The organism is Gordonia sp. X0973 (assembly GCF_013348785.1).
Taxonomy (GTDB): domain Bacteria; phylum Actinomycetota; class Actinomycetes; order Mycobacteriales; family Mycobacteriaceae; genus Gordonia.
Genome location: NZ_CP054691.1, coordinates 824,416 through 839,655 on the forward strand (window position 1 = coordinate 824,416; position 15,240 = coordinate 839,655).

Sequence of the window (15,240 nt, forward strand, 5' to 3'; positions counted from 1 at the left end):
ACGAACTTGGCGGCCCTCGGCGCGTCGGCGCGATCTGAGGACTCGGCGCACCTAGATTGAAGTCGGGTACGTGTGACCAGAGTGAAAAGACGGGAGAGTCGCATGCCGAACTCAGTACTTTGGGTCTGCCTCGTTGCGATCTGGCTCTTCGTCCTGGTCCCGATGGTGATCCAGGGGCGTCCGGGGCTGCGCAAGTCGACACCGGTCGCCGCTGCGACCCGCGTTCTCAAGCGGGGCGGCGAGGCGGTGCGCAACACCCGCGTCGGCGCCGGTGCGCATCCGCACGACCCGACGTGGAAGCGCAAGGACGACGACGAGAAGGCTCCCGGCGGTGGGCGGAAGTCCTTCGCGCGCGCCGATCACCCGACCGAAGAACTCGAGGAACTGCCCCTGACCAAGGCCAAGCCGGCTACGAAGGCCGAAGCCGCGTTGGCCGCCAAGGCCGAACTCGCGGCGAAGGTCGCGGCCAAGTCCGGTGCGAAGGCCGATGCGGAGGTCGCCGACGAGGGTGATGCCGGTGATTCGGCGCGGGAGCAGGACCCCTCGCGCGTGCCGGGGAAGGTGCCGCCGCGCAAGCGGGTCACCGCCCGCACGGTCGCGGCGCGGATGCGTCGGGTGGTCAGCATCTCCACTCCGGGTCCGAGTATCGATGACGATCCCACCGAGGTGCTCGTGCCCGTCGGTGCCGACGACCCCACCGAAGTCATCGCCAAGGTCGTCGACGAGAAGCCGTCGTCGAAGCCGACCGGCCGGGCGACCGGGAAGGTCGCCGCGACGACTGCGGAGTCTGCCGAGGTCGGGGAGTCCGTGAAGGCCACTGAGTCTGCGGAGGCGACGGAGGCCGGGGAGGCGCCGGTACTCGACGGCGAGCTTCTCCAGGAGAAGGCGGACGGCGAGGACGGTCACGGCAAGCACAGTCGCGGTACGTCCGTCCGCGAGATCGTCGAAGTCGATGAGATCGATGTCATCGACGTCGAGGTGACCGAGATCGAGATCGAGTCGGTGGAGTCCGGGTTGACGGAGGGCGAGCGAGAGTCTTCCGACGTCGTGGCCGCGGATGATTCGCCGACCGAGCGTATCGACAAGGTCGACGACGTGACTGATGACGTCGAGAAGGTCGACGCCGAGCGTGGTGACGTCGAGCGCGGTGACACCGAGAAGGAAGACGTCGTGGCCGGCGATAAGGCAGCCGCGGCAACGCTGTTCGACCTCGAGGCTCCCGAGAGGGACGAGGTCGAGAAGGTCGCGGACCCCGAGGCGCAGGAGCCTGTGGCCGAGGAAGTCGACGGCGAGGCGGCGCAGGCCGACGGTCTGACGGATGATGACGCCCCCGTCGTCGACGAGGTTGATGCCGACGACGTCGAGCCGGAGGTGGCGCAGGCCGTCGAGGCGGAGGCCGAGCTGGTGGCGCCGTGGGACGACGTCGATCCGAACGAGTTGACGCAGGTGCTCATGACCCGTCCGGGGCGTGGTGGATACGACCCCGAGGTCGACAAGGAGCGCCTCGACCTCAAGTACAAGGAGCGGCAGCGGGTGCTGCTGACGCTGGTCGTGTTGACCCTGATCACGGTCGGGGCCGGTGTGTTGTTCTCGACGCCGGGATGGATCGCCGCCGGTGTCATGGGCTTCTTCCTGCTCGCCTACCTCGTGTTCTTGCGGCGCGCGGTGAAGACCGAGTCGCAGATCCGCCGTCGTCGGATGGAGCGGCTCGAGCGGTCCCGTCGTGAAGAGGTGTCCCGTCGCCGCCGCGATTTCGTCGCCCCCGAGGAGAACGACGAGGTGGTCGTCGCCAAGCCGCGGCCGCGCGTGCTGCGCCCGCGGGGAATGGATCCGGTCGCGATCGACGACGAGGATCCGATCTTCGATCATCTGCCGACCTACACGCCGCCGCGGATGATGCGGTCCGAGGACGAATACCGGGCCGCGGCCGCGGGCTGAGGCTTCTGTGTTCTAGACCTTCTTGTCGGTCTTGGTGGCGCTTTCGGGCGTCGGGGCCTTGCTGGCGTGCTCGATCGAATCGGGATGGTCGACGATCCATCGACGGCCCTTGTTGACGGCATGCTTGAGCGCGAAGTGCTCGCCGACGTAGTTGATCGGGGCGCCGATGACGGGGATGTTCGAGAGCCAGCGCAGCGGGGTCGCCGGCTGGGGTCGCTTGTCCATCTCCGAGACGCCGCCCTGCAGGGTGCGCGCGATGTCCCACGTGGCCTTGATCAGCGACTTCTTCTTCGCCTCGGGCGCGGGTGCGTCGGGCACCTCGTCGACGTCGGTGAGGGAGAGCGTGCGCTCGCCGAGCACACTGGCCAGCATCTCGATCTGCCGCGCGCGATCGGTGACTCGGTACTCGCGTCCGACGGCGATGAGCACCATCGCCTGGTTGACGAAGCCGAGCACAGTCGTCAGTGGCAGCCGTCGGGCCCACAGTCCGAAGATGTTGGGGAACGCGACACCGATCGTGTTCAAGTTGCCGATGCGGTTGACCCACCAGCCGGCGCGCTCGTCCATCGACAGTGCGCTCCACCGCTTGGTGCCGGGCAGGGCCGACAGGTCGACGGCCTTGGCGGCGAAGTGTTCCGCTTTGCGGAGGATGCCGGCGTTGTCGGGGAGGTCCTGAAAGGTCTTGCCCCGCAGGCCCGTCACGTCGGTCTGCGAGAGCACGTCGATGATCGGGTTGATCGCGGCGATCATGCCGTTCAGGGCGTTGACGACTTGGTCTTCGGTCAGTTCGGCCACGTAAGGAGCCTAGTGGTAGCCGTTTCGCGGCGCAGGCCGGCGGGGTGATAAAGTTGCGGACGGTCGACCGGAGACGGTCGCCGCGGGGCTATGGCGCAGTTGGTAGCGCGACTCGTTCGCATCGAGTAGGTCGGGAGTTCGATTCTCCCTAGCTCCACCAGTTCATGCAGGTCAAGGGCATGAAAATGCGGCAATCGGTTGTTAGGCAATATTCCAAGGCAACATGGAATGTCAGTCCCCGCAGGTAAAATGTGGCGCGCGGAAAGTCCTCCTCGACGAGGAGGGGACGGAAATGCCCTGGGCGCACGACCTCGGCACACCTGCGCGTCGTGGATGGTTCGTCGTCGGCGTCCCGATCGTCGTCGTGTCGCGGCACCTCGGCAACGAAGACATCACGACCACTTTGAACTGCCTCGGCTACATAGATCGCGCTTCGGGCGAGAGACCGCTGCCGTGATTGGGGCCGAATCGGCGACGATGGTTAGGCGCCGAGATGCGCGCGGGCGACCCGGCCGTATGCGCTGCCGGCGCCGCACCAGCGTAGGCGCGTACGCCAACTTTTCCGGGAGTCCAGGAGCGCGTTGATGCAACGGTGCGAATTCAGTCTTCCTGAGACTCGGTGCTGAGCACTCTCTCCCCGAAAACGAAGAACGGGAACGCTGGCATCTTCACGCCGGCATCGGCGCATAGTCGCCGCAAGCCCATCTCGGTGTACGGCATGAGAAAAGTCAACGCATGGTCCTGTCCAAACAGTTGGACCGCGCCTTCACTGAGCGGCAGGGGCGGGTCGAGGGCGAATCGGACGCACTCCTGAAATTCGAGGATGTACTCACCGGTGCAGAGACGGGCGGAGAGACCGACGACGAAGAAGTCGTCCTCGACCGAGCCCATAATGGGGACCAGGTGGATCTTGTCGAGAGCGCCGCCGCTCGCAGCTAGCTCGTCGCGCGTGGGCCCCTCCGCGCGGAACTGCAAGCGCGCAATTATCGTCCGGTGGTCGATGTTCGTGACGTGAGTCCAGATCTCATCGGCGTCTACCTCACCCGTGGTCGCCACGGCGAATCACCTTCTTCTCGCTGTGGCGGAAGAGGTGATCAACCCATGCATCGACCTCAACCGGTCCCGGCGAGGAACATTCAACGGGGGCTGGCGTCGAAGGAAATGTGACCCAACTCGTCAGTATGTCGCCCGGGCGAACCACGACACGCCGATGGAATCGGACATCCAGCTCAGCGTGATGGAAGTATCTGATTCCCACCGACGCTGCGTACCGACGGATGGTTGAGAGTTTCGGGTCCGATCCCGGGCGCTCAAACTGGCTGACCGCGGTCTTGTGTCGACCCCATACTCGGCCGAGATCCTCCTGGGTGAGGCCTGATAGGTGACGCAGCACGACTAGGCGCTCGATGAACGTCCTGTCCTCCTCGGCCAAGTCGGCAGCCATCCGGGCCTCATCCGACTCGTCGGAGATCCCGTACTCCCTGGATAGCTCCTCAAGTATGCCCATGTGTAGAGGGTAACCTCTACTTGTCAAGCGTAGGCTGAGTGTCGGCATTCTCACCCTCCAGCCACGCTTCGAACTCGGCCTTGGCGTCGGCAATATGGCCGTTCTGGATCGTCTTCCAATCATCCGCCTTGCTTGCCGAGGGTTTCCTTGCGCAAATCAGCCAGAGGAGTATCTCCGGGGCAACGCGGGGTGCCGCGAAGTACATTCTGAACTGCCAACCGAAGATGTCAGTTCGATCACCCGGCTCGACCTCGACGGGGTGGCGCATCTCGCCGAGCTGGTCTTCACCGCCAACTGGCCAACACCACTCCGACGCACGGTCGGTCGAGAGGCCTTGTCCACGAATCGAGCCTGCGGTCGCTCTCTTCTTGAGGTCAATGAGGTCGCGAATAAGGGCGGCGACGAGGCGTTTGCGGGCCGCCGTCTGGCGTGGTGTGAGCGGCTCTCCGCCGTCATCGGTGGTGAACTCGTCGCTCACCTCGCGGAAAAGGTCACGCATCTGCTGACGAAACCGCTCTACTTCAATCTCGCGGTGTCGATTCGGGAATGCGGATTGCCAGGCGTGGCAGTCGAGTTCGCTCACGCTGGTACTTCCGGGCGAGGTGGATCCCCAGCCGCGTCGCCATGGTCACCTCGGTCCTCGCTACCGGGAAAAGTCGTGAATGGCTCAATATGTTCGGCACGGAACCGCTCGATCTCGGTCACAAGCGGTGATCGGGCCGGAAGGCGCCGCCCGCCCGGCCAGTAACCCGAGGCGAACACCCAACCCCCGTAGCCAGCAACCATCGTGCCGGCGAAGGCGGCGGCAATCCCGGCTATCGGTCCTACCAGCGAATACGGCAAGGTGAAATGAGGAGCCGACAGAAGCATCACACCCCCGGCGCCGATGCTCACAGTCCCGAACAGGATGAGCATGAAACCCAGCAGCGGCTGACGCTGCTTGCGTGTCAGCCGATCAGCTTCAGAGAGCGCCTCGATGCGGCACCACTCCTGTCGCATCGCCGAGTCCTCGGGCAATAGCGACACAGCCCGATCGAAGTCCTTCGCATACTGATCGAACCCAGCCACCGCACGCGATGCTGCCGCCGTCGCTCCAGCGGTGCCGAGAATTGTTATCCAGACCGCCGGATCACCCCAACCGCTCATGACGGATCCTCCGGTGCCGGAGGATCCGCCTCTGCGATCTGTCGATTCGGCAGGACTCTATCTCGGGCGGCGTCCCGAAGCATGCTCTGCAGGTCGCTCACAGATACGCACTCTCCGCGCTCGTCGTGGGTAAGGCAAGGACAACTGTATCTGTCGCCGTATCTGTTGCGAATCGAAATCACACATCTGTAATTCCCCGACGTGCAGGCCCGGGGCCGCGACACCCGAACCTCGGCGCAACGCGACCACGACGCCCTGGAAGCCGGCCTGGATTGGCTGCTGGGCCACCAGGCGTTGGGGAAACCGGATCGGATCCCGGCCGAAGTGGTGATCACCATCGACGAACACGACTTGGCCCGCCGCGCCGGAATCGGAGTGACCGCGACCGGCACCATGGTGCCCGTCGGTGACTTGATCCATCTGGCCGCCGATGCGACCCCGTGGCTGGCGGTCTTTCACCACCACACCCGCAGCGTGCTCGATTTCGGGCGGGGCCGGCGGTTGGCGACCAAAACCCAACGCCTGGCCCTGTTCGCCGCCGAACCCGGCTGCAGCAAACCCGGATGCGGGCAACCGTTCTCCCGCACCCAAGCCCACCACGCCACCCGCGACTACGCCCACGGCGGATCAACCAACGTGACCGACATGACCGGGGCCTGCGGCCGACACAACCGGGCCGTCGGTACCAAACCCGGCCAATGGGAAACCCACGTCTTCACCAACGGACCCCACACCGGACGCACCGGCTGGCGACGCACCGGAACCGACCAACCCTTCCAGGTCAACCACACCCACGACCCCCGCACCTACCTACACAACACCCCCTTCGACCCCAACCGACGAGCCGACACCACCAATCACACTCAGACCAGGCCACCGGCCAACACCACCCCACCCGGCGACGAACCACCGCCACCCCGATCAACAACGAAGCCAACCATCAAACGCATCCGACCCCACGAACACTGGCGACCACCGTCCGGAACATCGATAGATGTGCCCGGCGAGGACTGGAACTCACCGGTCGAGAAGTCACTCGCTGCCGTGGTTGCCGCATAGCCCCGTGACGTCGACTGCGGCCACTCCGGGACCGTCAGTTCACCCGATAGCGTCCGATGACGACGGTCAGTGAACTCACAGGTTTCACTACAGCGGGCGCCAAGGTGGCATTCCTATCGTTGAGAGCATCAAGGAAAAGCCTTGACCTTCCGACAGAGGAGAAGCGCATGCCGTACAACCACGGTCCCCGTCCCGGCGGCCCTTACCGTCCCGGCCCCCGTCCGCCCTACGGCCGTCCGTACGGCCCGGGTCGTCCGCCTTACCGCGACCGCTACCCCTACGGCTACGGTCACCGGCCCTACCGCCACAACCCGTACGGGTACTGGGGTTCCTGAGCCCAAGCTTCAAAATCCAAGATCGGCCCCGCCACCACGGCGGGGCCGATCTTGTCTGATCCCTCATACGAATACGAACAACCGAGACCCGATACACCGACACCGGCGCCGCGGCACGATGGCCGTCGAGCACCGGTGTCGGTGTATCTGATGTGGGACGTAGCGGGCTCAGCCGTGCCGCAGGTCGTAGACCTTCGCTCCGTCGATCATCGTCGGTGTGTGGTTCTTCTCCACCCACGCCTTGATCTGTTTGACCGACTCCGACTGACGACGTCCCCAGCCGCCCGGACCGCCGTTGCCCTCGTTCCGCGCCCCCTTGCCCTGGTCGTCGTGGTGATCCGGCTCCTCGATGAAGTACCCGATCTGACCATCGCGGACGTACCCCTGGAATGCCGCGAACGTGGGCGATTCGTCGCGACCGGAGAATCCGCCGACGGCCATGATCGGCATACCGCTACCCAATTGGAGCGGGGCAGAGGCATGTGAGCCGACGGTCGCCGCGGCCCACCGGCCGTCGGTGGCGCGCAGCAGCGCGACCATCTGCGCCGACGGCGGCTTCTGCGGCTCGCGATGCCAGCCGCCACCCTCGCCCTCGTTCTCGTTGTCGTCGTGACGTTCCGGACCGGATGCGCGCATCCCGCCCTGGTGGGAATTGCCGATCGTCGCCACGGTGAACGCCGCCGGCCCGACGAGGCCGACCACGACCGCGGCGATCGCAACCGCGGTCGCCGAACGTGCCGACATCGCACGCCTCGATGTCGTACTCGTCGACGTCGAGAGCAACGCCAGGCCGACGAGGATCGACGCGACGAGAAGCACCCACCGCAGCCACGGCAGCCATCCGTCGGTGCGGCCCAGGAGGAAGAAGCTCCAGACGCCGGTCGCGATCAGCATCGCGGCGAGCGTGAGCCGCGCGGGCAGCTTCTCGCGTCGTGACCATAGCTCGACCGCACCGATTGCCAGGGTCGCGGCCATCGCCGGAGCCATCGCCACCGTGTAGTAGGGATGCATGATCCCCTTCATGAAGCTGAAGACGAGGCCGGAGATCAGCATGATCCCACCCCATAGCAGCAGCGCCGAACGCGACGGATCGGTGCGCGGGGCACGACGGGTGCACCAGAACCCGGCGATCAGCGCGATCAGCGCGGCCGGAAGAACCCAGGTGATTTCGCCGCCGATGGAGTCGGTGAACAGCCGCCCGATGCCGGGGTCGCCGCCGAACATCATGTGGCCGCCCGGACCCCCACCGGAACCCGGGCCGCCACCCGATCCCAGACCGGCTCCCGGTCCGCCACCGGATCCCGGACCGAACCCGGGTCCGCCCGGCCCGGGACCGAATCCCGAGCCGTTCTGACCGGATCCGCGCGTCGGATTCCCGTCGCCGCCGAAGACGCGACCCGCTCCGTTGTAGCCCAGGGCGAGCTCCATGAGGCTGTTACTCGTCGATCCGCCGATGTAGGGACGGGAGCCCGCGGGCCACAGGCTGACCAGAGCCACGTACCACCCGGCGGAGACGACCAGCGACGCGATGCCGACAAGGCTGGTGCGCAGGCGCGTCCAGAAGCCGCCGGGCAGCGCGACCAGCAGCACCAGCGCGATGGCCGGCAGAACGATCAACGCCTGCATCAACTTGGTCAGGAACGCGAATCCGAGCGCGACACCGGCGAGGGCCACCCAGGTCGTCGCCGTCCGCGTCGTCGCTTCCGAGTCCAGCGCGCGCACCACGCAGTAGCAGGCGACCACCAGCAGCAGGACCAGCAGGGCGTCGGGGTTGTTATACCGGAACATCAATGCCGCGACGGGGGTCACCGCGAGGACGATGCCGGCGAGCAGTCCGGCCGACGGTCCGTTGGTGCGTCGCACCGCGAAGTAGAGCAGGGCGACGGCCGCGACGCCCATCAGGGCCTGCGGCACCAACATGCTCCACGCGTTGAACCCGAAGATCCGCCCGGACAGCGCCATCACCCAGATCGACGCCGGTGGTTTGTCGACGGTGATGGCGTTACCGGCGTCGAGCGAGCCGAACAGCAGCGCCTTCCAGCTGCGCGTCCCCGCCTGCACCGACGCCGCGTAGAACTCGTTGCCCCAGCCGATCGCGCCCAGATTCCAGAGGTACCCGACGGCGGTGACCACGAGAAGGCTCAGCAGCGCCGGGCGCTCCCACGGGGTGTGACCGTCGCGCAACCACCGTCGCACAACGCCGGCACTGCGGCCGGGGGCGTCGGAAACAGCGTGGGTGGCCGACGGCGTGCGGTCGACTTCGAGGCTCGTCGCGGTCATGCGACCACCTCCGCGTCGGCGCGGAAATCCTCGTCGCGACGGGCCGCGTCGATGTCATCGGCTACTGCGCCATCGACCGTCGTCTCGTCGGAGCGACGTGGCAACAGGTGCCGGGGATGGAACACCCACCACCGCAACAGCAGGAATCGGACGGCCGTCGCGACGAGGTTGGCGGCGATGACGACGAGCAGCTCGACGATCCGCGGAGGATCGGTCAACCAATGCAGCAGCGCGAGCGAGCCGGAGGTGATCGCCAGGCCGATCCCGAACACGAGCAACCCCTGACCGTGGTGACGGGCCGCCCGGCGCCGCCCGCGGACGCCGAAGGTGAACCGGCGGTTGGCGGCGGTGTTGGCGATCGCGGTCAGCAGCAGGGCGAGGAAGTTGGCCGGCTGCGGACCCATCCCGGTGCGGAAGGCCATGAACAGCAGCAGATAGGCCAGGGTGCTCACCACGCCGATGGCGACGAAGCTCGTCACCTGGCGCAGGAACGACGTCGGCGGCATCGGATCGGCCTGCGGGCCGAACTGCTCGGCGACCGCGCTGATCGGGATCACGCCGGTGGCGAAGCCGCGCAGCAGTCGGGCGACCCCCTTCAAGTCGGCGACCGCGGTCGCGACGACGTCGACGCGGCTGTCGGGGTCGTCGACCCAGTCGACCGGCACCTCGTGGATGCGCAGCCCGCAGCGCTGGGCGAGGACCAACAGCTCGGTGTCGAAGAACCACCCGGTGTCCTGCACGAGGGGGAGCAGGGCATGAGCCGCCTCGGAGCGGATCGCCTTGAAACCGCACTGGGCGTCGGAGAACCGGGCGGCCAACGTGCTGCGCAGGATGAGGTTGTAGCAGCGGGAGATGATTTCCCGCTTCGGGCCGCGGACCACCCGCGAGCCCCGCGAGAGCCGCGACCCGATCGCGATGTCGGAGTGGCCGGAGACCAACGGTGCGACGAGCGGCAGCAGCGCGTGCAGATCGGTCGAGAGGTCGACGTCCATGTAGGCGAGGACCGGTGCGTCGGAGGAAAGCCAGACGTCGTGCAGCGCCCGACCCCGCCCTTTCAGCTCGAGGCGCAGCGTCCGCACGTCGTCGAATTCCGACGCCAAGTCCGCGGCGATCGCCGGGGTGGCGTCGGTGCTCGCGTTGTCGGCGATGGTGATGCGGAAGCTGTAGGGGAACTCCTCGTCGAGGAAATCGTGCAGGCGCCGGATCGAATCGGCGAGCGCGGACTGCTCGTTGTAGACCGGGACGACGATGTCGAGTACCGGCGCACTGCGCTGCCGGGCGACCTGCGCGGCGTTGCGGCGGGCGCCGAAGACGTTGTCGGGTTCTCCGGTTCGGGTTGCATCGAGGGTCATGTCTCTCATCGTGGCCGGACGGGGTGGGCCGCATATGGGCCGTCGCTATGAGTTTCCTGTGCGCGCGGGGACAAACCGGACCAATCGCCCGAACCGCCGCGCGCGCTAAGCGTGCTCATAGGGAGGGTGGCGATACTCACGCCATGGGCTACGGACAACACGGGGTTTCCCTCCTCGACGGATGGTTGCCGGTCACCGTGCAGATCATCGCCGTCGTGCTGTTGCTGGCGGCGCTCGCGCGTCGGGATCGTCGCTGGTGGATCATCTGGGTCCCGGCCGCGGTCGTCGTCGGCGTGATCGCGGTGCTCCTCGCATCGTGGTACGAGCGGGCGCAAGGCCTGGCGTCGGACCCGCCGCCCGCGATGCTGTGGTGGTGGATCGGGATCCTCGGATTCGCCCTGGGGATCTTCGTCTTCGGCGTCATACGCACGCGGTGGTGGCGCCGCGTCGTCGCCCTGCTCGCCGTCGTCGCCGCGCTGGCCTCGGCGGGACTCGTGCTGAACCAGTGGGTGGGCTACTACACGACGGTCCCCGAGGCCTGGGGCGCGCTCACGCAGGGGCCGCTGCCCAACGAGGTCGACGCCTCGCAGTTGGCGTCCTTGCGCGGTAAGCCGACGACGACCGGCAAGATCGTTGCGCTCGACACGCCCAAGGGGCCGAGCGGCTTCAGCCATCGGACCGAGCACGTGTATCTCCCGCCGCAGTGGTTCGCTGGAGCCAGCGCGCCGCAGCTGCCCGCCGTGTTGATGATCGCCGGCGAGTTCAACACCCCGGAGGACTGGCTGCGGATCGGCAATGCAGCCGGGATCGCCGACCACTACGCGGCGCAGCACGGCGGCAAGGCCCCGATCCTGGTGTTCCCCGACGTCGGCGGCAGTTTCAACAACGACACCGAATGCGTGAACGGACCGCGCGGCAACGTCGCGAGCCACTTGACCGACGAGGTGCGGCCGGCCGTCATCGACCAATTCCACGCCGCACCCGCCGGTAAGAACTGGGGTGTCGTCGGATGGTCGATGGGCGGCACCTGCGCGCTCGACCTGGTGGTGATGCATCCCGACAAGTTCTCCGCCTTCGACGACATCGCCGGCGACGCGGCCCCCGACGCGGGCGACAAGCAGCAGTCCGTCGCCCGGCTCTTCGGCGGCAGCACCGCCGAGTACGACCGCTTCGATCCGACGAAAGTGATGGCCGCCCACGGGCCGTATTCAGGGGTCGTGGGATGGTTCGACGATGCGAACCCCGGAACCGACAAGCGCGCACACCACTGGCACGGCCATCGCCCGTCGGGGGGCACCGGTCTCGGCGGCCGCGACAACCAGGGCTTCACGCAGCCCGGGGCCGAACTCGCGGCCGCGCGGCAGCTGTGCGTCCAGGCCCAGACCGTGGGCATCGAGTGCACCGTCCGCACCCGCGACGGCGGCCACACCTGGCAGTTCGCCCAGGCCGCCTTCACCGAGGTGCTGGGTCCGATGAGTCAGCGAATCGGGTTGTGATGCCAGGACTTTCACGACGATCGGCGGAGATCGTCGCCACCGCGGTCAGCCGGATCCTGATGCTCGCGGGCATCGTCTCGGTGGTCGAGATCGTGACCCGCGGCTGGCGCCCGGTCGACTACGTGGCCGACGCCATCGGCGTCCTCGGTTTCCCCGCCGACCGCAGCCTCTACGTCGCCTGTCTGGTGTTCGTGCTGGCCGGAGCGGTCCGCCGCCGGTTCCGGCTGGCCTACGGGGTCGTCGTCGCGCTGATGGCGGTGAACCTTGTCGGTCTCGTCGCACTCGTCATCCGCGCGCATCGGCGTCACGCACACGAGTACCGCGTCTACGAGAGCTGGCACGAGTCCCCGGCCTTCGCCTGGACCGCGCTGGTCGTCGGCGGCACCGCCTTCTTGATCGTGCTGGCCTCGCACCGGGCGTTCACCGCGCGATTGGCCCGCCGATCGATCCCGACCGCGCTGGGCGTCTTCGTCGCCGGGATGGCGCTGTCCTTCCTGCTCACCGTCGTGCTCACCTTCGCCTTCCCCAACACGCTGACCGGGGCCCACGAGAAGTTCCGGTGGGCGGCCCTGGCCACCGTCGGCGACCACGTGTCCCCGCGGACCCCGTATTTCGAGGGACACATCGGCCACCACTGGATTTTCGACGTGGCCGGAGTCGTGTCCGCGCTCGCCCTGGTGCTGGCCCTACTCGTGCTCTCGCGCGCCAACCACGCCCACCAATTCCTCAGTCGCGACGAGGAATTGGCCGTCCGGCGGCTGCTGGTGACCTACGGCGAGGACGACTCGCTCGGCTATTTCGCCACCCGTCGGGACAAGTCGGTGGTCTTCGCGCCCGACGGCCGAGCGGCCGTGCTGTTCCGGGTGGTCGGCAGCGTCAGCGTGGCGAGCGCCGATCCGATCGGCGCGCGTGAGTCGTGGCCGGCCGCGGTCGGAGCCTGGCTGCAGAACTGCCGCGAGCACAGCGTGCACGCCGCGGTGCTGGCGGCCGGTGCCGACGGGGCGCGCGTCTACCGCGACGCCGGATTGCGCACGCTGGACATGGGCGACGAGGCGATCATCGACGTCGAGCAGTTCACCCTGCGCGGCCCGGAGATGAAACCGGTCCGGCAGGCGGTGAACCGCGTCTGCGCGGCCGGCTACACGATGCGGGTGCGCCGCCATTCCGAGTTGAGCGCGCAGGAGTTGGCCCAGGTCGCCGAGCTGGCCGAGCAGTGGCGCGGCGAGGATGTCGAGCGCGGCTTCTCGATGGCGCTCAACCGACTCGGCGATCCCGTCGACGGCAACTGCGTGCTCGCGACCGCCCACGACTCGACGGGGGCGATCCGCGGGCTGCTCTCCTTCGTCCCGTGGGGTCGGCGCGGCATCTCCCTGGACCTGATGCGACGTGACCGCGTCGGTGAGAACGGCATCGTCGAATTCATGGTGGCCGGTGTGGTCGACAGGTGCCGCGAGACCGGGATCCGCCGGATCTCGCTGAACTTCGCGATGTTCCGTTCGGTCTACGCCAATGCCGACCGCGTGGGTGCCGGACCCGTCACCCGGGGTGTCGACGGTCTGCTCGGCTTCGCGTCGCGCTTCTACCAACTGGAGCAGCTGTACCGGTCCAACCAGAAATACCGTCCGACGTGGATTCCGCGCGTCCTCTGCTATCAGCCGCCGCTCAGCGTGCTGCGGGCATCGGTCGCCACTGGGATCGCCGAGGGCTTCCTGCCGAAACTCGGCCCGGCCTTCCTCACCGGACCCGGCGTCCCCGCCGACCAGGAGGTGCGCGACGACCCCGAATTCCTCGCGGCGGTGGCCCAGATCGAGCGCGACGCGAGGTGCACCGAGATCGTCGAGCCGTGCCCCAGTGACCAGCAGCGCGCCCGGCTGGCCAAGCGCGCCGCACTCGAGCGGATCGGCATGTCGGCGAACCCGGTCACCGTCGCCCGCGACGCCGAGATCGCCGCGCTGTGCGCCGAATTCTCCGGTCTGCCAACCGATTCGACGACCGGCCGGGTCGTGTCGGTGGTCGGGCGGGTGCGCGCGGTGCGCGACTTCGGCGGACTCGTCTTCGTCGACCTCGACGAGGGCGGCGCGGCCATCCAGGTGATGTCCGACGACCGCGCCGCGGCCGCGCACCGGTCGCTGCGCGCCGGAATCGACCCCGGCGATCTGATCGGCGTCACCGGCGAGGTGGTCACCACCCGCACCGGCGAGCTGACCCTGCGGATGCGGCAGTGGGAGATGGCGGCGAAGTGCCTGCGCCCGGTGCCGCCGGTCGGCACCCGGCTCTCCGACGAGGTGCGCACGCGGGATCGGACGCTGGACCTGTTGACGACAGCGGGGGCGACCGAACTGCTCGTCAAACGCTCGCTCGGGGTCGCCGCGGTGCGAAGGGCGTTGCAGGACAAGGGGTTTCTCGAGGTCGAGACGCCGATGCTGCAGACCGTCCACGGCGGTGCGGCGGCGCGCCCCTTCGTCACCCACATCAACGCCTACGACATGCGGCTGACGATGCGCATCGCACCGGAGCTGTTCCTCAAACGGCTGGCCGTCGCCGGGATGCCGAAGATTTTCGAGCTGGGCCGCAACTTCCGCAACGAGGGCGTCGACGCCACGCACAACCCCGAGTTCACCTCGCTGGAGGTGTACGAGGCCTACGGCGACTACCGGTCGATGGCGGCGCTGGTGCGCGAACTCGTCGTCGCGGCGGCGGTCGCGGTCAACGGTGCCCCGGTGGCGCGACGCGAGGAAGGCGATGTCGACCTCTCCGGCGAGTGGACGGAGATCACCGTCCACCGCGCCGTGTCGGCGGCGACCGGCGTCGAACTGACCTCGGCGTCCTCCGCGGCGGAGGTCGCCGCGGTGTGTGCCGCCCACGGCGTCGAATGCGGCGACGGGGCGGCGGCCGGGCAACTGGTCATGCGGCTGTACGAGGCGCTGGTGGAGAAGCAGACCGTCGCGCCGACCTTCTACTACGATTTCCCGATCGAGGTGTCGCCGCTGGCGCGGCCGCATCGCGACGATCCGCTCCTCACCGAGCAGTGGGACCTCGTCGCCTTCGGCGCCGAACTCGGTACCGCCTATTCGGAGCTGACCGACCCCCTCGACCAGCGTCGACGACTGGTCGATCAGTCCCTCGCCGCGGCCGGCGGCGACCCGGAGGCCATGCAGCTGGACGAGGATTTCGTGCGCGCACTCGGCTACGGGATGCCGCCGACGGGTGGGCTGGGGCTCGGCGTCGACCGGTTGCTGATGCTGCTGCTCGACGTGCCGATCCGGTCGACCCTGACCTTCCCGTTCGTGAAGCCGGTATCGCGCTGACGGCCGACCGCTCTTGTGCTGCGG

Annotated in this window: 11 protein-coding genes, 1 tRNA gene and 1 pseudogene; 6 read left to right on the forward strand and 7 right to left on the reverse strand. The window is 67.8% G+C overall.

From position 1 onward, the window contains the following. Positions 1-606 precede the first annotated feature (606 nt). The gene (glpR, locus tag HUN08_RS04070) at positions 607-1,938 is read left to right on the forward strand and encodes a gephyrin-like molybdotransferase receptor GlpR (RefSeq protein WP_367649947.1); all 1,332 of its coding nucleotides are present in this window, start codon (positions 607-609) and stop codon (positions 1,936-1,938) included. Positions 1,939-1,950: 12 nt separating this feature from the next. Here the strand turns inward: glpR and HUN08_RS04075 are convergent, their stop codons facing one another. Then, positions 1,951-2,733 (reverse strand): hypothetical protein, encoded by a 783-nt coding sequence (locus HUN08_RS04075; RefSeq protein ID WP_124248721.1) that lies wholly within the window; start codon positions 2,731-2,733, stop codon positions 1,951-1,953. Positions 2,734-2,817: 84 nt separating this feature from the next. Here HUN08_RS04075 and HUN08_RS04080 point away from each other — a divergent pair. Continuing rightward, positions 2,818-2,893 (forward strand) — tRNA-Ala (locus HUN08_RS04080). Positions 2,894-3,045: 152 nt separating this feature from the next. Next, positions 3,046-3,190, forward strand: a pseudogene (locus HUN08_RS04085) (site-specific integrase); the annotation flags it as partial. 143 nt (positions 3,191-3,333) lie between these two features. Here HUN08_RS04085 and HUN08_RS04090 read toward each other — a convergent pair. The 4 genes from HUN08_RS04090 to HUN08_RS04105 are packed head-to-tail and all read right to left on the reverse strand — an operon-like array spanning position 3,334 to position 5,386. Then, the gene (locus HUN08_RS04090) at positions 3,334-3,789 is read right to left on the reverse strand and encodes a hypothetical protein (protein WP_124248720.1); all 456 of its coding nucleotides are present in this window, start codon (positions 3,787-3,789) and stop codon (positions 3,334-3,336) included. Then, on the reverse strand, positions 3,773-4,240 hold the full coding sequence (locus tag HUN08_RS04095) for a helix-turn-helix domain-containing protein (RefSeq protein ID WP_124248719.1): 468 nt from the start codon (positions 4,238-4,240) through the stop codon (positions 3,773-3,775). The genes HUN08_RS04090 and HUN08_RS04095 overlap by 17 nt, the downstream gene beginning before the upstream one ends. Before the next feature lie 16 nt (positions 4,241-4,256). Then, positions 4,257-4,823: a hypothetical protein gene (locus HUN08_RS04100; protein ID WP_124248718.1), complete on the reverse strand. Its 567-nt coding sequence runs from the start codon at positions 4,821-4,823 to the stop codon at positions 4,257-4,259. Further along, entirely contained in the window at positions 4,820-5,386 is a 567-nt protein-coding gene (locus tag HUN08_RS04105) for a hypothetical protein (RefSeq protein ID WP_124248717.1), read from the reverse strand. Before HUN08_RS04105 ends, HUN08_RS04100 begins: the two co-directional genes overlap by 4 nt. A gap of 201 nt (positions 5,387-5,587) precedes the next feature. Between HUN08_RS04105 and HUN08_RS04110 the strand changes: the two genes are divergently transcribed. Beyond that, positions 5,588-6,445 carry an HNH endonuclease signature motif containing protein gene (locus HUN08_RS04110; protein ID WP_129624341.1) on the forward strand — a complete coding sequence of 286 codons (858 nt, stop codon included), beginning with the start codon at positions 5,588-5,590 and terminating at the stop codon, positions 6,443-6,445. A 503-nt stretch (positions 6,446-6,948) separates the two neighbouring features. Here the strand turns inward: HUN08_RS04110 and HUN08_RS04115 are convergent. Next, positions 6,949-9,060, reverse strand: a complete 2,112-nt coding sequence (locus HUN08_RS04115) for a glycosyltransferase family 39 protein (protein ID WP_124249141.1) — start codon at positions 9,058-9,060, stop codon at positions 6,949-6,951. Further along, positions 9,057-10,412 (reverse strand): bifunctional glycosyltransferase family 2/GtrA family protein, encoded by a 1,356-nt coding sequence (locus tag HUN08_RS04120; protein WP_174900871.1) that lies wholly within the window; start codon positions 10,410-10,412, stop codon positions 9,057-9,059. Before HUN08_RS04120 ends, HUN08_RS04115 begins: the two co-directional genes overlap by 4 nt. A 143-nt stretch (positions 10,413-10,555) precedes the next feature. Here HUN08_RS04120 and HUN08_RS04125 point away from each other — a divergent pair, with 143 nt between their 5' ends. Together HUN08_RS04125 and lysX are read left to right on the forward strand one after the other, a co-directional pair. Beyond that, positions 10,556-11,908, forward strand: coding sequence for an alpha/beta hydrolase family protein (locus HUN08_RS04125; protein WP_124249139.1), 1,353 nt, complete (start codon positions 10,556-10,558; stop codon positions 11,906-11,908). Next, a complete protein-coding gene (gene lysX, locus HUN08_RS04130) occupies positions 11,908-15,216 on the forward strand; it encodes a bifunctional lysylphosphatidylglycerol synthetase/lysine--tRNA ligase LysX (protein ID WP_124249138.1) in 3,309 nt (1,102 codons plus the stop codon). The genes HUN08_RS04125 and lysX overlap by 1 nt, the downstream gene beginning before the upstream one ends. Positions 15,217-15,240: the final 24 nt, after the last annotated feature.